This window comes from Enterobacter cloacae complex sp. SYL001 (assembly GCF_049237025.1).
Lineage (GTDB): Bacteria > Pseudomonadota > Gammaproteobacteria > Enterobacterales > Enterobacteriaceae > Enterobacter > Enterobacter intestinihominis.
Genome location: NZ_JBMKJI010000011.1, coordinates 80868 through 98967, shown reverse-complemented (window position 1 = coordinate 98967; position 18100 = coordinate 80868). Strand labels below are relative to the sequence as shown.

Below are 18100 nucleotides of genomic sequence, written 5' to 3'. Positions count from 1 at the left end.
ATAATTAGCGGAAATAAGTAATTTCCCTTTTTTCATTTCTGGCTCTGCCAGAGATGCGGGATCGCTGTGCTTTTAATTAGCCCTCCTCCCTGTTAAGCGATTAACAGGGCAGGCTTCGTTCACCCTGGAAAAAGATTATGAAAACCATAACAACCTCCATCGCAGCATTACTCCTCCTGACAGGGTGCGATAATGCGCAAACATCTGCTCCCCAGCGTCCTCTTCCGGAAGTGGGGATTGTCACACTCATGAGCCAGCCGGTGTCCGTGGTCAGCGAGCTGACCGGCCGCACCGCCGCCGCGATGAGCGCCGAAGTGCGCCCTCAGGTGGGCGGCATTATTCAGAAACGGCTCTTCACCGAAGGCGATACGGTCAAGGCCGGGCAGGCGCTGTATCAGATCGATCCTTCCAGCTACCGCGCCGCTTATGATGAAGCTGCCGCCGCACTGAAACAGGCGCAGGCGCTGGTGCAGGCCGACTGCCAGAAAGCCCGGCGCTATGCGCAGCTGGTTAAGGATGACGGCGTATCACGTCAGGATGCGGAAGACGCGAAGTCCACCTGCGCGCAGGACAAGGCCAGCGTCGAGTCAAAGAAAGCCGCGCTGGAAAGCGCCCGCATTAACCTCAACTGGACCACCGTCACCGCGCCGATTGCCGGACGTATCGGCATCTCCTCTGTGACCCCCGGCGCGCTGGTGACCGCCCAGCAGGATACCGCGCTGGCCACCATTCGCGGGCTGGACAGTATGTACGTCGATTTAACCCGTTCCAGCGCCGATCTGCTGCGTTTACGCAAGCAAACCCTCGCCAGCAACAGCGATACGCTGAACGTGTCGTTGATTCTCGAAGACGGCAGCAGCTACAGCGAAAAAGGCCGCCTGGCGCTGACCGAAGTGGCGGTGGATGAGTCTACCGGCTCAGTTACCCTGCGCGCCGTCTTCCCGAACCCGCAGCATCAGCTTCTGCCGGGCATGTTCGTCCGCGCCAGAGTGGATGAAGGCATCATGAATGACGCGATCCTCGCCCCGCAGCAGGGCATCACTCGCGACGCCAAAGGCACCGCCACCGCGCTGGTGGTGAACGCCAGCAACAAGGTCGAACAGCGTCAGCTGGAGACGGGTGACACCTACGGCGACAAATGGCTGGTGCTGAGCGGTTTGAAGGCTGGCGATAAGCTGATTGTGGAAGGCACCGATAAAGTCACCGCCGGGCAGGAAGTGAAAGCTGAAGAGATGAAAACCAACGGAGGAAACGCCTGATGTTTTCCCGTTTCTTCGTGCGTCGCCCGGTCTTTGCCTGGGTTATCGCCATTCTCATCATGCTCGCCGGAATGCTGGCGATCCGCACGCTGCCCGTTGCGCAGTACCCGGACGTGGCTCCGCCGTCGATCAAAATCTCCGCCACCTACACTGGCGCCTCCGCACAAACGCTGGAGAACAGCGTGACGCAGGTGATCGAGCAGCAGCTCACCGGGCTGGATAACCTGCTCTACTTCACCTCCACCAGCAGCTCGGACGGGTCGGTGAGCATTAACGTCACGTTTGAACAGGGAACCGATCCGGACACCGCTCAGGTACAGGTGCAGAACAAAGTCCAGCAGGCGGAATCACGCCTGCCGACCGAGGTGCAGCAGTCCGGGATCACCGTCGAAAAATCCCAGAGCAACTTCCTGCTGATCATGGGCGTATATGATAAAACCGACACCGCCAGCAGCTCGGATATCGCCGACTGGCTGGTGAGTAATATGCAGGATCCGCTGGCGCGCGTGGATGGCGTCGGCAGCCTGCAGGTGTTCGGTGCAGAATACGCGATGCGCATCTGGCTCGACCCGGCTAAGCTGGCGTCGTACTCGCTGATGCCCTCCGACGTGCAGAGCGCGATTGAAGCGCAGAACGTGCAGGTCTCCGCCGGTAAAATCGGCGCGCTGCCCTCGTCGAACGCCCAACAGCTGACCGCCACCGTTCGCGCTCAGTCGCGTCTGCAAACGGTCGATGAGTTCAAAAAAATCATCGTCAAGAGCCAGTCCAACGGTGCGGTGGTGCGCATCAGCGACGTCGCGCGCGTGGAGATGGGCAGCGAAGATTACACCGCCACCGCGAAGCTGAACGGCCACCCGGCGGCGGGTATGGCGGTGATGCTCTCGCCGGGCGCCAACGCGCTTAACACCGCCACGGCGGTAAAAGACAAGATCGCCGAGTTCAAAAAGTCGATGCCGGAAGGCTACGACGTGGCCTACCCGAAAGACAGCACCGAGTTCATCAAGATCTCCGTTGAGGACGTGATTCAGACCCTGTTCGAAGCCATTATCCTCGTGGTGGTGGTGATGTACCTGTTTCTGCAAAACATCCGCGCAACGCTGATCCCGGCGCTGGCGGTGCCGGTGGTGCTGCTGGGCACCTTCGGCGTACTGGCGCTGTTCGGTTACTCCATCAACACCCTGACGCTGTTTGCCATGGTGCTGGCGATAGGACTGTTGGTGGATGACGCCATCGTGGTGGTGGAAAACGTCGAGCGTATTATGCGAGACGAAGGGCTGCCCGCCCGGGAAGCGACCGAAAAATCGATGGGCGAAATTTCCGGCGCGCTGATCGCCATTGCACTGGTGCTCTCTGCGGTATTCCTGCCGATGGCCTTCTTCGGCGGCTCTACCGGGGTCATTTACCGTCAGTTCTCGGTCACCATTATTTCGGCGATGTTCCTCTCCGTAGTGGTGGCGCTGACCCTGACGCCCGCGCTGTGCGGCTCGATCCTGAATCACACCGCTCCGCACAAAAAGGGCTTCTTCGGCGCGTTTAACCGCTTCTACAGTAAGACCGAGCACGGCTATCAGAATAAGGTTCTGCGCGCCCTGCGCCGTTCCGGCGGCATGCTGGTGATCTTCGCCCTGCTCTGCGGCGCGATGGGGTTCGCCATGCTGAAACTGCCGGGCAGCTTCCTGCCAACCGAAGACCAGGGAGAAATCATGGTGCAGTACACCCTCCCTGCCGGCGCAACCGCGGTGCGTACCGCAGAGGTAAGCCGCCAGGTACGCGAGTGGTTCCTCACCAAAGAGAAAGCTAATACCGACGTGATCTTTACCGTTGAAGGCTTCAGCTTCAGCGGCAGCGGCCAGAACGCCGGGATGGCGTTCGTCTCCCTGAAAAACTGGTCAGAGCGTAAAGGCGAGGAAAACACCGCGCAGGCCATTGCCCTGCGCGCCACGCAGGAGCTGAGCGCCATCCGCGATGCCACCATCTTTGCGATGACACCGCCGGCAGTGGACGGTCTGGGCCAGAGCAACGGCTTTACCTTTGAGCTGATGGCGAGCGGAGGCACCGACCGCGACGCGCTGCTGAAACTGCGTAACCAGCTGATTGGCGAAGCGAATCAGGACAGCTCGCTGCACGCCGTGCGCGCCAACGATCTGCCGCAGATGCCGCAGCTTCAGGTGGATATCGATAACAACAAAGCCGTGTCGCTGGGGCTCTCCCTGAGCGACGTCACCGACACCCTGTCCAGCGCCTGGGGCGGCACCTACGTGAACGACTTCATTGACCGTGGCCGCGTGAAAAAGGTCTACATCCAGGGCGACAGCGACTATCGTGCGGTGCCGTCGGATCTCAACAAATGGTATGTGCGCGGCAGCGACAGCACTATGACCCCATTCTCCGCCTTCGCCACTACCCGCTGGGAGTATGGCCCGGAAAGCCTGGTGCGCTACAACGGCTCGGCGGCGTATGAAATTCAGGGCGAGAACGCCAGCGGCGCCAGCTCCGGTACGGCGATGAGCAAAATGGAGCAGTTGGCGAATAACCTGCCGTCCGGCAGCACCTGGGCGTGGAGCGGTTTGTCGTTGCAGGAAAAACTGGCGAGCGGTCAGGCGATGAGCCTTTATGCCCTCTCCATCCTCGTGGTGTTCCTGTGCCTGGCGGCACTGTATGAGAGCTGGTCGGTGCCCATTTCGGTGATCCTCGTGATCCCGCTTGGGGTGCTGGGCGCGGCCATTGCCGCCTCCCTGCGCGGCCTGAGCAACGATGTCTATTTCCAGGTGGCGCTGCTGACCACCATCGGTCTGTCGTCGAAGAACGCCATTCTGATTGTCGAGTTTGCCGAAGCCAAAGTGGCCGAAGGCTACTCACTGACGCGCGCCGCCCTGCGGGCCGCCCAGACGCGTCTGCGTCCGATCATCATGACCTCACTGGCGTTTATCGCAGGGGTTACGCCGCTGGCCGTGGCAACCGGGGCAGGTGCCAACAGCCGCGTGGCGATCGGTACCGGCATTATCGGTGGGACGCTGGCCGCGACGCTGCTGGCCATCTTCTTTGTTCCTTTATTCTTTGTACTGGTGAAACGTCTGTTCTCCGGTAAGCACGCAAACCGGAGGTCATAATGTTTCGTGTAACTGTTTTAGCGTTAGCACTGCTGAGCGCAGGCTGTGTGTCATTAGATCCCACGTATCAGCGCCCGGACGCACCCGTTCCGGCCACACTGCCCGGCGCGCACGGCGAAGCCAGCGCCGTGGTGAGCCAGTGGCAGCAGGTGATGAATGATGCGCGGCTGAAAAGCGTGGTGACGATGGCGCTCAACAGCAACCGCGACGTGCAAAAAGCGATTGCGGATATCGACGCCGCCCGTGCCCAGTATGGCGAAACGCGCTCGTCCCTGTTCCCGACGGTGGACGCGGAACTGAGCCACACCCGCAGCCGCACGCTGGCGAGCGGCGTCGCGACGAGCGACGAAGCCAACGGCACGGTCTCCAGCTTCGAACTGGATCTGTTTGGCCGCAACCAGAGCCTGTCGCGCGCCGCGCGTGAAACCTGGCTTGCCAGCGAGTTCACCGCGCAGAACACGCGCCTGACGATGGTCAGCGAGCTGACCACGGCCTGGGTGACGCTGGCGGCGGATAACAGCAATCTGGCGCTGGCGAAATCCACCCTGGAGAGCGCCGCGAACTCGCTCAAAATCGTTAAACGTCAGCAGGAAGTAGGTGTGGCAGCGGCCACGGACGTCAGTGAAGCGATGGCGGTTTACCAGCAGGCGCGCGCCAGCGTGGCGAGCTACCAGACGCTGGTGATGCAGGACAAAAACGCCCTTAACCTGCTGGCGGGCGATACGGTGCCCGAGAACCTGCTGCCCGGCACGCTGGAGAGCCTGAGCGATAACGCCATCACGCTGATCCCGGCGGGCGTCAGCTCCAGCGCGCTGCTGCGTCGCCCGGACATTCAGGAGGCGGAGCATAACCTGCTGAGCGCTAACGCCAACATCGGCGCGGCACGCGCCAACTTCTTCCCGACCATTTCACTGACCGCCAGCGCGGGCGTCGGCAGCGATTCGCTGTCATCCCTGTTCAGCCACGGCATGAAGGTCTGGTCGTTCGCGCCGTCCATCACCCTGCCGCTGTTTAGCGGGGGCAACAATATGGCGCAGCTGCGCTATGCGGAAGCGGAGAAGAAGGGGCTAATCGCCACCTATGAGAAGACCATCCAGAGCGCGTTTAAGGACGTGGCCGACGCGCTGGCGCGGCGCGAAACGTTGAGCGAACAGCTTGATGCCCAGCGTGAATACGTGGCGGCGGAGCAAAAAACGCTGGATGTGGCGACGCGCAGTTACAAGGCTGGCGCGGGCGATTATCTGACGGTGCTCACCGCGCAGCGATCGCTGTGGTCAGCACAGGAATCACTGATTGCCTTGCAGCAAACCGACCTGGAAAACCGCATCACGCTGTGGCAATCGCTGGGTGGAGGGGTTCAGTAACGGCCTGAGAGGGCGATTCTCATACCAGGTGAAAAGTAAATTCATACTTTCGGCTGGAATCGCCTGCCTGAATGTAACGATACATTTCAGGGAAAGCCTGTGACTTTACCGGAGGTCTCAATGAAATCTGCACACCTGGTTTGCCTGCTCGTTTGCCTGATTTTCGCTGCGTTTGTTCACGCGCTGGAGAAGAGCGCTCCGGAGAAAGAGGCCCAGATAAAACAGCAGGTCCTGAAAGATGTGAAGAAAACCTGTACCCCGCAGAAAAAGCAGAGCGATAAGGCCTGGCAGGCGATGATTTTGTCGTCTGAGGCCAATCAGCTGCTGATCAAAAATGCCATCACCGCCGTGAAGCGTGACAACCTGGACGCCTACTGGGATGCAGTAAGTGAGGTGGATTGTATGGAAGATTACTGAGGGTTGAGCGCCGGGTGGCGGCTGCGCCTTACCCGGCCTACATCACATGTTTAACGCTTCCGCACATCCGGAATAATCAAATCCCCGCGCAGCACGTACGACCCCAGCATCTGCGTTTTCGCCGTCAGCCAGCTCACAATCCGCGCCGCCATGGCGTCCATGGAATATTCAATCGCCGGGATCACCGGAATACCCGGGAGTTGCAGCGAACCGCCGAGGCTGAAGACCATGATGTCTTCCGGTACCGATTTATTAAACGCCTGTAACTGCGGGATCACCCGCTGGGCTTCCTGCTCGTCTGCCACCAGCAGCGCGTTGAAGTTCAGCGTGGACGCGTTGTTGAGTAATTCCTGAAGCGCAACGGACGATGAAGTCGCGTCCATAAACACGAGGTTGCGATTAAAGGGCAGGAAGTTTTTCTCCAGCGCATGTTTGTAACCCAGCAGCACCTGATCGGCAAAGCCGCTGCCGTGCGGGTGGATCAGTGCTATCTGGCGACGCCCCTGGCTGGTGAGATAGTTGCAGGCCGTTTCAGCCGCGAACGCGTGATCGAACTGAATGCTGTTGGCGTTATCGGCTTCCATACAGTCGACCAGAATGACGTTGTCCATGTCCACGTCTAGCGGGAAACGCGCGCCAATCACCAGAATGTCATCACATAAGCCGCAGGAGAGTTCTTCAAGGGCGTTCATCACTTCTGTTTTCGTGTGTGCGAAACGCAGCAGCAGATGTTTTTGATGCTGGCTGAGGTGTTTTTCCAGCGCGTACAGGTAACCGGTGGTCTGGTTAATGTTCTCCTGCGCGCAAATCACCCCAATGCAGCCCGTCGACTGGCTGAGCAGCGACTGGGCGATCACGTTCGGACGATAGTTCAGCTCATCCACCGCTCTCAGAACAGCCTGTCGGCTGGCTTCTTTAACGCCACGCGACCCGCTCAACACCCGTGATACCGTGGCTTTGGACACCCCGGCCAGACGCGATACATCGTTGATTGTAGACATCTCTCTCCCCTGTCAGACGCAACTGGCGTCTGTAATTTCCATCACCGCTACGGCTCACATTATAGCCAGAACGGAGTATATCCGTTTCCGTTTTCCATGGAAACCGATTTTCCGTTTCCACTCAATTTGATGTCAAAACAGCCAAATTATGTGACCCACATCCGGTTAATTAGCGTCATAAGTAGTGGATATTGATGGTTGTCACACTTCTGTCTTTTATGAATGGAAACCGGTTTCCGTATCATGTCCAATCATCATCGCAATAACTTTTTACATTTTGAGGATGGTCGTCGATGTTCAAGATTATGCTGTGCTGCTCTGCCGGGATGTCCACCAGCCTGCTGGTCAGCAAAATGATCGATGTTGCAAAAGAACGGGGCTTGCCCGTGAAGATAGATGCGTATGGCGTATCCGAATTTGATACGCAGTTTCCGCACTATCAGGTGGTGCTTCTCGGACCGCAAGTGAAATACATGTTAAAGACACTCTCAGACAAGGCAGCGACGCAAGGCATACCGGTGCAGCCCATCGACATGATGGATTACGGCATGCAGCGTGGCGATAAAGTACTGGACTATGCTCTGTCGCTCATCGAAGCGGCACACTAAAAGGTGTTCACATGAGTTCGTTATATCAATCCATGGTCGCGGTGATTGAACAGTCAATTACGCCGCTGGCCGCGAAGCTCGGTCAGCAAAAGTATGTGATTGCAATCCGCGACGGCTTTACCGCCGCGCTGCCGTTTATGATCATCGGCTCGTTTATGCTGGTGTTTATCTTCCCGCCGTTTTCGGCGGATACCACCAACAGCTTCGCCCGCGGCTGGCTGGATTTCTCCGAGACCTACCGCGAACAGCTGATGCTGCCCTTTAACCTCAGCATGGGCGTGATGACCTTCTTCATCTCGGTGGGGATTGGGGCGAGCCTGGGACGTCAGTTTAACCTCGATCCGGTGATGTCCGGTCTGCTGGCCTTTATGGCCTTCCTGCTGGTCGCCGCGCCGTATGCCGACGGCAAAATTTCGACGCAGTATCTGTCGGGTCAGGGCATCTTCACTGCGCTTATCACCGCGATCTACTCCACCCGTGTATACGCGTGGCTAAAGCAGAACAACGTCACCATCCGCCTGCCGAAAGAGGTGCCGACCGGCGTGGCGCGTTCGTTTGAGATCCTGATCCCGGTGATGGTGGTGATTGGTACCCTACATCCGCTGAACCTGTTCATTGAAGCGCAGACCGGGATGATCATCCCGCAGGCGATTATGCACCTGCTGGAGCCGCTGGTGTCCGCGTCTGACTCGCTGCCCGCGATTCTGCTCTCCGTTCTGCTGTGCCAGATCTTCTGGTTTGCCGGTATCCACGGGTCGCTGATTGTCACCGGCATCATGAACCCGTTCTGGATGGCGAACCTCTCTGCAAACCAGGCGGCGCTGGCGGCGGGCGCGGCGCTGCCGCACGTTTATCTGCAAGGTTTCTGGGATCACTACCTGCTGATTGGCGGCGTAGGCTCGACCCTGCCGCTGGCGTTCCTGCTGCTGCGCAGCCGCGCCACTCACCTGCGCACCATCGGCAAAATGGGCGTTGTGCCAAGCTTCTTTAACATCAACGAACCGATTCTGTTCGGCGCGCCGATCATCATGAACCCGATGCTGTTTATCCCGTTCGTGTTTGTTCCGCTGGTCAATGCCTGCCTGGCGTACGGCGCAACCAAACTCGGCTGGCTGGCCCAGGTGGTTTCGTTAACCCCGTGGACCACGCCCGCGCCGATTGGCGCCTCGTGGGCGGCGAACTGGGCGCTGAGCCCGGTGGTGATGTGCCTGGTCTGCATGGTGATGTCGGCGCTGATGTACCTGCCGTTCCTGCGCGCCTATGAGCGTACGCTCATCAAAAATGAAGAGCAGAAAGCCTAGGCAACCGTCGGCACCGCTGAAACAGTTAGCAATTAAGTCAAAGAGGAAGGGTCATGAAATACGCATTTCCCGATAACTTCTGGTGGGGCAGCGCAAGCTCCGCTCTCCAGACGGAAGGGACACGAGAGGGTGAAACCACGTGGGACTACTGGTTTTCCCGCGAGCCGAACCGTTTTCACAACGGCGTGGGACCGCAGCATACCTCCACGTTTTATCAGCACTGGAAAACGGACATTCAGCTGTTGAAGCAGCTGAACCACAACAGCTTTCGCACCTCGATTAGCTGGGCGCGCCTGATCCCCGACGGTATCGGTGAAGTGAACCCGGACGCGGTCGATTTTTATAATCAGGTCATTGATGAGCTGAATGAACAGGGCATCACGCCGTTTATCACCCTGTTCCATTTCGACATGCCGATGGCGATGCAGGAGATCGGCGGCTTGGAAAACCGTGACGTAGTGGACGCCTACGCCCGCTATGCGCAGATCTGCTTCGAGCTGTTTGGCGACCGCGTGCTGCACTGGTTTACCTTCAACGAGCCGATCGTGCCGGTGGAAGGCGGTTATCTGTACGATTTCCATTACCCGAACGTGGTGGATTTTCGTCGGGCGGCGACCGTGGCATATCACACGGTGCTGGCCCATGCGAAGGCCGTTCAGGCTTACCGCGCCGGGCATTACGCGGGGGAGATCGGCATCGTGCTGAACCTGACGCCGTCATACCCGCGTTCGCAGAACCCGGCGGACGTGAAGGCGGCGCATATCGCGGATCTGATATTTAACCGCAGCTTCCTCGACCCGGTGCTGCGCGGGGAGTATCCGGCCGACCTGGTGGCATTGCTGAAATCTTACGATCAGCTACCCGCCTGCAAGCCGGAAGACGGTTTCCTGATTGCGGAAGGGAAAATCGACCTGCTCGGCGTTAACTACTATCAACCGCGCCGCGTGAAGTGTCGCGACAGCGCGGTGAACCCGCAGGCGCCGTTTATGCCGGAGTGGTTCTTTGATAGCTACGAGATGCCGGGCCGTAAGATGAACCCGTACCGCGGCTGGGAAATCTACGAGCCGGGTATTTACGATATTCTGGTTAACCTGCGCGACAATTACGGTAACCCCCGCTGTTTTATTTCTGAAAACGGGATGGGTGTCGAAAACGAGCAGCGCTTTATTGAAAACGGCCAGATAAACGATCGGTACCGCATCGAATTTATTTCTGAGCATTTAGCGTGGCTGCATAAAGGTATTAGCGAAGGCTGCAATTGTCTGGGCTACCATATGTGGACGTTTATTGATAACTGGTCGTGGTGCAATGCCTACAAAAACCGCTACGGTTTTATTCAGCTCGATTTGGAGACGCAGCAGCGCACCATTAAAAAAAGCGGAGAGTGGTTTGCCGCTACCGCCTTAAATAATTGCTTTGATAAAGAGTAAAAATGATGATCGCATTAGAAGAAGCCGTAATGGAAATTATCGTCAACGCCGGTCAGTCCCGCAGCCTGTGCTTCGAAGCGCTGCATGCGGCGCGCCAGGGCAACCTTGACGAAGCCAAAAGCCTGCTGCGTGAAGCCGATGGCTACGCGCGCCAGGCACACAAGATGCAGACCAAACTGATCGAGCAGGACGCGGGCGAAGCCCGCCAGCCGATGACCTTAATTATGGTGCACGCGCAGGATCATTTAATGAATTCGCTATTAGCGCGTGAATTATCTGAAGAGATTATTCATTTATATCAGAGATAGTCTATGGCGAAATAATTTAATGTAATACCTCTGTACCTAAAACTAGAAATCCACTTGTTCTGATGATAGCGACATATTCTGTCAGATCGGAGCGGGATGGTTATTGTCTGAATAAAATTAAACTATATTGAGATAACCATGAATACGATTAAAAAACTTCCATTAACCATGGCGGTTATCGCCGCGCTTTGTCCAATTTCCGTGCTCGCGCAAGAATTTACGCAGGAGCAAATTGACGCCATTGTGGCGAAAGCGGTGGATAAAGCCCTGGCCGAGCGTCAGGCGAAAATGGATGCGGCGGTCGCGAAAAAAGCGGACGTCATCACCGAGCCGCAGAGCGCAGCGCAATCCCCGGACATGGCGATTCCGTTTGGCATCAAATTTACCGGCTACGCCCGCTACGGCGCGCACTTCCAGGCCGCTGACCAGAAGTATGTGGCGGTGGACGGCTCCTACAACGGCGCGTCCGCGATTGGTCGTCTGGGTAACGAAGGCAACGGCGGGGAATTCCAGCTCTCCAAGGCCTTCAAGGGTGATAACGGCGCCATCTGGGACATCAACGTGATGATCGACCACTGGGGCGACGAAGTTAACCTCAAAAAAGCTTACGCCGGGGTGACCAACATTATGGCCTCCAACCCGAACGCCTACTTCTGGGCCGGTCGTGACTTCCACCAGCGTCCGCAGCAGGGCATCAACGATTACTTCTGGATGAACCACGATGGCCAGGGCGCCGGGGTGAAGAACTTCGACATCGGCGGTGTGCAGTTCGACGTGGCTGCCGTGGCGGCGGTGGAATCATGTAGCCCGGAAGTGATGGAAGATGAAGCCAACCCGTCGCGCATCACCTGTACCGGCGGCTCCGGCACGGGTGACAAGGGCAACTACGCTGCCACCTCAAAAATCCACGGCATGAAGCTCGGCCCGATCGACCTGGAGCTGTACGCCAACTACGGTTTTGACTCCAAAGCCGTTGAGAGCGACGAGCGTCTGAACGCCTGGCAGGGCGGCGTGGTGCTGAGCCACACCAACGACAGCGGTGTGAACAAGGTGATCGCCCGCTACTCCGATAATTCGGACAACAGCGTGTTCAACAAAACCGAAGATCTGACCACGGTCTACGCCAGCTTCGAAGGGCTGTATAAATTCACCCAGGCCACGCAGGTGGAGTACATCCTCGCCTTCCACGACTATGACAACAGCCGTGATGACACCGACAACCGTAAGAACTACAACGCCATCGTGCGCCCGATGCACTGGTGGAACGACGTTCACTCCACCTGGCTGGAAGCGGGCTGGCAGCACGTAGATTACGACAACGGCGGCGACAACAAGGGCTGGAAGCTGACCCTGTCGCAGAACATGTCTATCGCCATGGGGCCGGAGTTCCGTCCGATGCTGCGCTTCTACGTGACCGGCGGCAAAGTGGACAACGAACGCACCGCGCGCGTGAACAACACCAAAGATGAGACGCTGGACGACTTCAACGTCGGCGCGATGTGGGAGGCGTGGTTCTAAGGTCAACAACATGCCGGGTGGCGCTACGCTTACCCGGCCTACGGTTTTCCCCCTCTCCCCGTGGGAGAGGGCCGGGGTGAGGGCATCAGGCCGCACACAACCATGCTATGCTGTTGGCCAATTAACGACAACATAACAGGGGAGAACATGGGTTCCACACGCAAAGGGATGCTCAACGTCCTGATCGCCGCCGTTTTATGGGGCAGTTCCGGGGTTTGCGCGCAGTACATCATGGAGAAAAGCCACATTTCTTCGCCTTACCTGACCATGGTTCGTCTGCTGTTTACCGGCGTGATCCTGCTGACGCTCTCCTTCGTTCACGGCGACAAGATTTTCTCGGTCATCAAAAACCGCAAGGACGCCCTCAGCCTGCTGTTTTTCTCGCTGGTTGGCGCGCTCACCGTGCAGCTCACCTTCCTGCTGACGATTGAAAAATCCAACGCCGCTACGGCCACCGTGCTTCAGTTCCTGTCGCCAACCATCATCGTGGCGTGGTTCGCCCTGGCGCGGAAAACGCGTCCCGGCATATTTGTCTTATCCGCGATTTTGACATCGCTTGTGGGTACCTTCCTGCTGGTGACCCACGGCGACCCGACGTCGCTCTCCATCTCGCCTGCCGCACTGTTCTTCGGTATCGCCTCGGCGTTTGCTGCGGCGTTTTACACCACCTATCCATCAACGCTTATCGCCCGCTACGGCACGCTGCCGATTGTCGGCTGGAGTATGTTGATTGCGGGACTAATGCTGACGCCGTTCTACGCCGGACGCGGCACCACCTTCGCCATTGACGGCGGCCTGCTGCTGGCGTTTTTCTACCTGGTGGTGATTGGCACCGCGCTGACGTTCAGCCTGTATCTGAAGGGCGCGCAGATGATCGGCGGGCCGAAGGCAAGCATTTTGAGCTGCGCCGAACCCCTGAGCAGCGCGCTGCTGTCGGTGGTTTTGCTGGGGGTGGCATTCACCCTGCCGGACTGGCTGGGAACGCTGCTGATTGTGTCGTCGGTGGTGCTGATTTCGATGGATTCACGCAGAAGGGTTAAGGCATCGGCTTAAGCGAATGTCCCCTCACCCCGGCCCTCTCCCCAAAGGGGCGAGGGTGAAAAGACAGCACCGAGCAGTCCCCTCTCCCCGGCCCTCTCCCCAAAGGGGCGAGAGTGAAAAGACAGCACCGAGCAGTCCCCTCTCCCCTATGGGGAGAGGGTTAGGGTGAGGAGGAAAATTGACTTACTTCGCCTTCACCTTCCCCGCCACCAGCAGCGCGGTCAGCAGCATCAGCGTACCGGAGATCACCAGCGGTGACGTCAGCCCAAGATGGTCGAGCGCTACGCCGCCCACCGCCGCGCCGCAGGTGTTCGCCAGCTGGATCACCGCCACCTGAATCGACCCGGCTTTTTCCGCCTGATCGGCAAGCGAGCGGGTGATCCACGTCGACCAGCCCACCGGCACCAGTGCAAAGGCAAAGCCCCAGACAATCGCAATCGCCGATGCGACCCACTTGTCGCTGCCCCACAGCACCAGCACCGCGGCACTGATCGCCAGCACCAGCGGCGCACCCGCCAGCGCCACCTTCAGGGAGCGCTTCAGGAACTGAGACGACAGTGAGGTGCCGACGAAGCTGGCGATACCGAAGCTCAGCAGCACCAGCGTCAGGCCATCCACGTCAAAGCCCGCCATGGTCATATACACCGGGCGAATATAGGTAAAGAAGGCAAACTGCCCGGCAAAGGCCATGAAGATGGCGGTCATCCCCGCCAGCACGCCCGGACGCTTGAGCAGCGCGAACATGTTCTGTTTGTGGTGCGCCGCTTCACCCGGCAGAGACGGTAGCGCTTTCCACACCCAGATAATGCACAGCACGCCCATCACTGCCGCCGCGTTAAAGACGTTACGCCAGCCGATAATCCCACCAAGGAAGCTGCCCAGCGGCGCGGCAATCACCAGCGCAATAGAGACCGCGCCGAAGATAACGGACAGCGCTTTTGGCACGGTGCGCGCGGGCACCAGGCGCATGGTCAGCGAGGCCGACATCGCCCAGAAGCCGCCTAACCCCAGCCCCAGGCAGGCGCGACCCAGCAGCAGCAGGGTGAAGCTTTCAGCGAAAGAGACCAGCAGGCAGGAGAGCGTCAGCAGCACGCTGAACAGGATGACCACTTTACGACGGTCAATGGTGCCAATCGCCTGGGTGATAAACAGGCTGGCGAACATCGCCACAAAGGCGGTGACGGTAACGGACTGCCCCGCCACGCCTTCGGAAATGCCCAGATCCTGCGCCATCGGCGTCAGCAGGCTGACCGGCAGAAACTCAACGGTGATCAGGCAGGCGACGCAAAATGCCACGGAGAAAACCGCCGACCAGTTGGGGCGAGACACCTCTTTGGCCTGCGGCGGAGTCGTGGGCTGGATATGTTCTGTCATGGCATCACCTGAGATAAAAACGTGCGGAAAAGTCGCGCAGTTTATCATCAAAAGTGTGACGGATTTAACGATTTGACAACTTTTGTGGTTTTAGAGGGGATCAGTGCAGATAAAACACACCTTCTTCCGGCAGAAATAGCTGGTTATAGCGCAGCTGGAAGGCGTTCAGCTCCTGCGGATCGGGCTCCATTTCGCGCATAAAGCCAAGTGCCAGTCGAATTTGCGCATCGGTAATGGGGGCGGCAAGGCGGGCTTTACGCAGCATACGGTGCCAGGTATGCAGATTCTCTTCACTGCCGTCGACAATGCAGACCTGCCAGATGAGCAGCACCTGCGCCGCATTTTGCAGATGTGCCTCGTCGGGGCGCTCAAGGTAGCGGATAAACTCATTGCCCGGCGTTTTACCGAACTGATCGATCATCGACTCGACTGGCATCGGGGTGATGCCCAGCCGCTCGCTTAAACGTTTGATGGCGCGGCGGGAGTCTGAGGTCAGGACACGAAATCCAACCACAAATACCACGGCAAGCGTTGCCAGCATTATCCAGACCATGCGTTCTCCTTAGACTAGCCGCCCATCATAGCGGGAAACGCAGCGCGTCAACAGCGGGAACGGCCAGAATAGTGAACCGAAAAAAGCTGGATAATTGCGATGAAAGCAATCCCGCGCAGGCGTGGCTGCGCGGGCTGTTGCTGGAGACCCGTCAGCGCGCCTGAAGCCCTTTCAGCAGCGCGTCGTGGAAACGTTCAGGATCCTGCATCTGCGGCGCGTGGCCCATGTCGTTAAACTCGACCAGCGTCGCGTGCGGAATGCGCTCCGCCGTCTCTTTGCCCAGCACCGCGTAATTGCCGAGCGTCTTGCGGATCTCCGGTGGGGCGAGATCTTTCCCGATGGCAGTGTTGTCCTTCGTGCCGATCATCAATAATACCGGCATCTTCAGCTCGCTAAATTCATAGACAACCGGCTGGGTATAAATCATGTCGTAGAGCAGCGCCGAGTTCCACGCCACGCGCGCTTTACCCGGCCCGTTGTTCAGCCCGGCGAGCATGGTGACCCAGCGCTCGTACTCCGGCTTCCAGTCCCCGGCGTAGTAGGTGTTTTTCTCGTACTGACGAATACCGTCGGCGCTGACTTTCAGCTCGCGCTGGTACCACTGGTCGACCGTAATATGCGGCACGCCGCGCGCTTTCCAGTCTTCCAGACCAATCGGGTTCACCATCACCAGCTGCTCCACCTGCTGCGGCCACATCAACGCATAGCGGGTTGCCAGCATGCCGCCGGTCGAATGTCCTATAACCGTCACGCGCTCGACGCCCAGCGTTTTCAGCAGCGCGTGGGTGTTATCCGCCAGCTGCTGGAAGGTGTACTGGTAATGCTCCGGCTTGGTGGATTTACAAAAACCAATCTGGTCAGGGGCGATCACGCGATACCCACCGGCCGACAGCGCGCGGATAGTGCCGTCCCAGGTGCCAGCACAGAAGTTTTTGCCGTGCATCAGCACCACGGTGCGGCCGTTGGGTTTTTCCGGTTTCACGTCCAGGTAAGCCATATCCAGAGGCTGGTTCTGCGAGGTAAAGGTAAAGTGTTTTACCGGCCAGCCGTAGTCAAAACCTTCCAGCTTCTCGCCGTAGGTGGGGGCATCCGCGGCCATTGCGGGGGACGCCAGCGCCATCAGCAGCGCCAGGCAGGATAATCGTCGGGTTAACATGCAAGCTCTCCGTTAGCAAAAGGGCTAAGGCTGCACGAAAGGCGGCAGCAAAAACACTGTAGAGCATAGAGAGGAGCGAATGTGTAAAGCGGAGTAAAGGTAGGCCGTGCAAAATAAAAAAGCCCGGCATCACACACCGGGCAAAGAAGTTACCTGCACACTCAGGCTACTTTTAATTTCTGCGCACGATTCTCACGGCGGATCTTACGCTCTTCCAGCACCGCAACCATCGCCATCAGGACGATACAGCCAATCGCGGCGGCATCCAGCGCGGCGAAGGTGCCCGCCCAGCCGGTAAGGCCGAAAATCGGCGTGCCGTCGGCGATCATCCCCAGACCCAGCTTGGCGAAGCTGTCGCCGATCAGGTAGGCGAAGGTACCCTTAATCCCATCGGCGGCGCCGATCGCTTTTTTCGGGACGAAGCCCACTGCCGCCACACCGATCAGTAATTGCGGACCAAACACCAGGAAGCCGAGCGCGAACAGGGACGCCAGGTAAATGTACTGGTTGCTGGCGTGCTGGTAGACGCCAAGGGTGGCGATAATCAGCGCCAGCGCGACGCAGGCCACCAGCGCGCGGCGGCCATTGGCGAGGTCGGAGAGCCATCCCCACAGCAGCGTGCCGACCAGCGCGCCCACTTCAAACAGGGTGAAGCCCTGAATCGCCACTTCTTTAGAAAGCTTCAGCTCCTGGAAGGCATACACGGTGGACCACTGGTCGATACCAATGCGCACCACGTACAGGAAGATGTTCGAGAAACAGAGCAGCCAAATCACTTTGTTTTTCAGCACGTACTCAACAAAGATCTGCCATTTGGACATCTCGTTTTCTTCGGTCTCTTTGTCCTCTTCGCTGATCTCTTCCCCGAACAGCTCTTCGGCTTTGCCGAGGCCGTACGATTCCGGGGAATCGCTGCCGTAGCGCAGGCCGATAAAGCCAACAATCAGGGCAATAATCGACGGGAAGATAAACATGCCGATGACGTGACCGTCGAACAGGTAGTTCGCGCCGAACAGCGCCACGCCTGCCGCACCCGCTCCGCCGAGGTTGTGGGAGATGTTCCACATGCCGAGGTACGACCCCCGCTTGCGGCGCGGCGTCCATTTGGTGATGGTGGAGTAGCTGCACGACCCGCCGGTGCTCTGGAAGAAACCGCTCAGGGCGTAAAAGGCGATCATCAGGAACAGGCTGACGGAGCCCGCGCCCATGCTGGCGCTGAAGCCGAGCATACAGATGGCAGAGAGGATCAGCATAAACGGCAGGAACTGCTTGGTGTTTTTGCCGTCCGCATAGTAGGAAACAACGGTTTTCCCCACGCCATAGGTGATGGAGAAGCCCAGGCCAATCATACCCAACTGCGTCATGCTCAGCCCGTAGGTGGAGATCATGTCGTTCTGCGCGATGTTAAAGTTTTTGCGGATCAGGTACATAGTCAGGTAGCCGATGAAGACCACCAGATAGGACTGCATGAACGGTTTGAACCACATTTTGCGCCGCACGTCGAGCGGCAGATCCAGGGTCGGCTTGCGCACCTGATTTAAGAAGGCCAGCATGACTGAGTTACTCCTGAGCTGATTTTTGCAGCATTGTAAAAACCAGCCAGGAGAGATGCCTGAGACAGCGTCCAGGTGAAACCGGGAAAATTTCTTAGTTTTGCGCG

General features: G+C 58.3%; 15 protein-coding genes. 10 read left to right on the top strand and 5 right to left on the bottom strand.

From position 1 onward, the window contains the following. Positions 1–137: 137 nt before the first annotated feature. From ACOTZP_RS12630 to ACOTZP_RS12615, 4 genes are all read left to right on the top strand, one after another. A complete protein-coding gene (locus ACOTZP_RS12630) occupies positions 138–1259 on the top strand; it encodes an efflux RND transporter periplasmic adaptor subunit (protein ID WP_017383665.1) in 1122 nt (373 codons plus the stop codon). After that, positions 1259–4369 (top strand): efflux RND transporter permease subunit, encoded by a 3111-nt coding sequence (locus ACOTZP_RS12625; RefSeq protein ID WP_271075350.1) that lies wholly within the window; start codon positions 1259–1261, stop codon positions 4367–4369. The genes ACOTZP_RS12630 and ACOTZP_RS12625 overlap by 1 nt, the downstream gene beginning before the upstream one ends. Beyond that, a complete protein-coding gene (locus ACOTZP_RS12620; protein ID WP_022646568.1) occupies positions 4369–5733 on the top strand; it encodes an efflux transporter outer membrane subunit in 1365 nt (454 codons plus the stop codon). Before ACOTZP_RS12625 ends, ACOTZP_RS12620 begins: the two co-directional genes overlap by 1 nt. A 120-nt stretch (positions 5734–5853) precedes the next feature. Further along, positions 5854–6150: a YicS family protein gene (locus ACOTZP_RS12615; protein WP_271075351.1), complete on the top strand. Its 297-nt coding sequence runs from the start codon at positions 5854–5856 to the stop codon at positions 6148–6150. A 50-nt stretch (positions 6151–6200) separates the two neighbouring features. Here the strand turns inward: ACOTZP_RS12615 and ACOTZP_RS12610 are convergent, their stop codons facing one another. After that, positions 6201–7151 carry a LacI family DNA-binding transcriptional regulator gene (locus ACOTZP_RS12610; protein WP_155019277.1) on the bottom strand — a complete coding sequence of 317 codons (951 nt, stop codon included), beginning with the start codon at positions 7149–7151 and terminating at the stop codon, positions 6201–6203. Positions 7152–7444: 293 nt separating this feature from the next. Here ACOTZP_RS12610 and ACOTZP_RS12605 point away from each other — a divergent pair, with 293 nt between their 5' ends. The 6 genes from ACOTZP_RS12605 (at position 7445) to ACOTZP_RS12580 (ending at position 13369) form a co-directional block, all read left to right on the top strand. Next, positions 7445–7759 carry a PTS sugar transporter subunit IIB gene (locus tag ACOTZP_RS12605; RefSeq protein ID WP_003861034.1) on the top strand — a complete coding sequence of 105 codons (315 nt, stop codon included), beginning with the start codon at positions 7445–7447 and terminating at the stop codon, positions 7757–7759. 11 nt (positions 7760–7770) lie between these two features. Continuing rightward, positions 7771–9060: a PTS sugar transporter subunit IIC gene (locus tag ACOTZP_RS12600; RefSeq protein ID WP_421633727.1), complete on the top strand. Its 1290-nt coding sequence runs from the start codon at positions 7771–7773 to the stop codon at positions 9058–9060. Positions 9061–9113: 53 nt separating this feature from the next. Continuing rightward, complete coding sequence (locus ACOTZP_RS12595) at positions 9114–10490, top strand: glycoside hydrolase family 1 protein (RefSeq protein WP_271075352.1); 1377 nt, start codon at positions 9114–9116, stop codon at positions 10488–10490. A 5-nt stretch (positions 10491–10495) separates the two neighbouring features. Further along, on the top strand, positions 10496–10798 hold the full coding sequence (locus tag ACOTZP_RS12590; RefSeq protein WP_014168006.1) for a PTS lactose/cellobiose transporter subunit IIA: 303 nt from the start codon (positions 10496–10498) through the stop codon (positions 10796–10798). A 138-nt stretch (positions 10799–10936) separates the two neighbouring features. Next, a complete protein-coding gene (locus tag ACOTZP_RS12585; RefSeq protein WP_022646562.1) occupies positions 10937–12316 on the top strand; it encodes a carbohydrate porin in 1380 nt (459 codons plus the stop codon). Positions 12317–12463: 147 nt separating this feature from the next. After that, the gene (locus tag ACOTZP_RS12580) at positions 12464–13369 is read left to right on the top strand and encodes an EamA family transporter (RefSeq protein ID WP_023305152.1); all 906 of its coding nucleotides are present in this window, start codon (positions 12464–12466) and stop codon (positions 13367–13369) included. A 171-nt stretch (positions 13370–13540) separates the two neighbouring features. Here the strand turns inward: ACOTZP_RS12580 and nepI are convergent, their stop codons facing one another. From nepI to uhpT, 4 genes are all read right to left on the bottom strand, one after another. Next, positions 13541–14731, bottom strand: a complete 1191-nt coding sequence (nepI, locus tag ACOTZP_RS12575) for a purine ribonucleoside efflux pump NepI (protein ID WP_023298972.1) — start codon at positions 14729–14731, stop codon at positions 13541–13543. 100 nt (positions 14732–14831) lie between these two features. Further along, positions 14832–15284, bottom strand: coding sequence for a DUF1198 domain-containing protein (locus ACOTZP_RS12570; protein WP_014830062.1), 453 nt, complete (start codon positions 15282–15284; stop codon positions 14832–14834). 151 nt (positions 15285–15435) lie between these two features. Next, positions 15436–16440 (bottom strand): alpha/beta fold hydrolase, encoded by a 1005-nt coding sequence (locus tag ACOTZP_RS12565; protein ID WP_271075353.1) that lies wholly within the window; start codon positions 16438–16440, stop codon positions 15436–15438. A gap of 161 nt (positions 16441–16601) precedes the next feature. Then, the gene (gene uhpT, locus ACOTZP_RS12560; RefSeq protein ID WP_023298970.1) at positions 16602–17993 is read right to left on the bottom strand and encodes a hexose-6-phosphate:phosphate antiporter; all 1392 of its coding nucleotides are present in this window, start codon (positions 17991–17993) and stop codon (positions 16602–16604) included. Positions 17994–18100 lie beyond the last annotated feature (107 nt).

What these genes read in the sequence shown, in the direction of transcription:
- ACOTZP_RS12630 (WP_017383665.1), top strand. Translation starts at nt 138, where the DNA reads ATGAAAACCATAACAACCTCCATCGCAGCATTACTCCTCCTGACAGGG.
- ACOTZP_RS12625 (WP_271075350.1), top strand. Translation starts at nt 1,259, where the DNA reads ATGTTTTCCCGTTTCTTCGTGCGTCGCCCGGTCTTTGCCTGGGTTATC.
- ACOTZP_RS12620 (WP_022646568.1), top strand. Translation starts at nt 4,369, where the DNA reads ATGTTTCGTGTAACTGTTTTAGCGTTAGCACTGCTGAGCGCAGGCTGT.
- ACOTZP_RS12615 (WP_271075351.1), top strand. Translation starts at nt 5,854, where the DNA reads ATGAAATCTGCACACCTGGTTTGCCTGCTCGTTTGCCTGATTTTCGCT.
- ACOTZP_RS12610 (WP_155019277.1), bottom strand. Translation starts at nt 7,151, where the DNA reads ATGTCTACAATCAACGATGTATCGCGTCTGGCCGGGGTGTCCAAAGCC.
- ACOTZP_RS12605 (WP_003861034.1), top strand. Translation starts at nt 7,445, where the DNA reads ATGTTCAAGATTATGCTGTGCTGCTCTGCCGGGATGTCCACCAGCCTG.
- ACOTZP_RS12600 (WP_421633727.1), top strand. Translation starts at nt 7,771, where the DNA reads ATGAGTTCGTTATATCAATCCATGGTCGCGGTGATTGAACAGTCAATT.
- ACOTZP_RS12595 (WP_271075352.1), top strand. Translation starts at nt 9,114, where the DNA reads ATGAAATACGCATTTCCCGATAACTTCTGGTGGGGCAGCGCAAGCTCC.
- ACOTZP_RS12590 (WP_014168006.1), top strand. Translation starts at nt 10,496, where the DNA reads ATGATCGCATTAGAAGAAGCCGTAATGGAAATTATCGTCAACGCCGGT.
- ACOTZP_RS12585 (WP_022646562.1), top strand. Translation starts at nt 10,937, where the DNA reads ATGAATACGATTAAAAAACTTCCATTAACCATGGCGGTTATCGCCGCG.
- ACOTZP_RS12580 (WP_023305152.1), top strand. Translation starts at nt 12,464, where the DNA reads ATGGGTTCCACACGCAAAGGGATGCTCAACGTCCTGATCGCCGCCGTT.
- nepI (WP_023298972.1), bottom strand. Translation starts at nt 14,731, where the DNA reads ATGACAGAACATATCCAGCCCACGACTCCGCCGCAGGCCAAAGAGGTG.
- ACOTZP_RS12570 (WP_014830062.1), bottom strand. Translation starts at nt 15,284, where the DNA reads ATGGTCTGGATAATGCTGGCAACGCTTGCCGTGGTATTTGTGGTTGGA.
- ACOTZP_RS12565 (WP_271075353.1), bottom strand. Translation starts at nt 16,440, where the DNA reads ATGTTAACCCGACGATTATCCTGCCTGGCGCTGCTGATGGCGCTGGCG.
- uhpT (WP_023298970.1), bottom strand. Translation starts at nt 17,993, where the DNA reads ATGCTGGCCTTCTTAAATCAGGTGCGCAAGCCGACCCTGGATCTGCCG.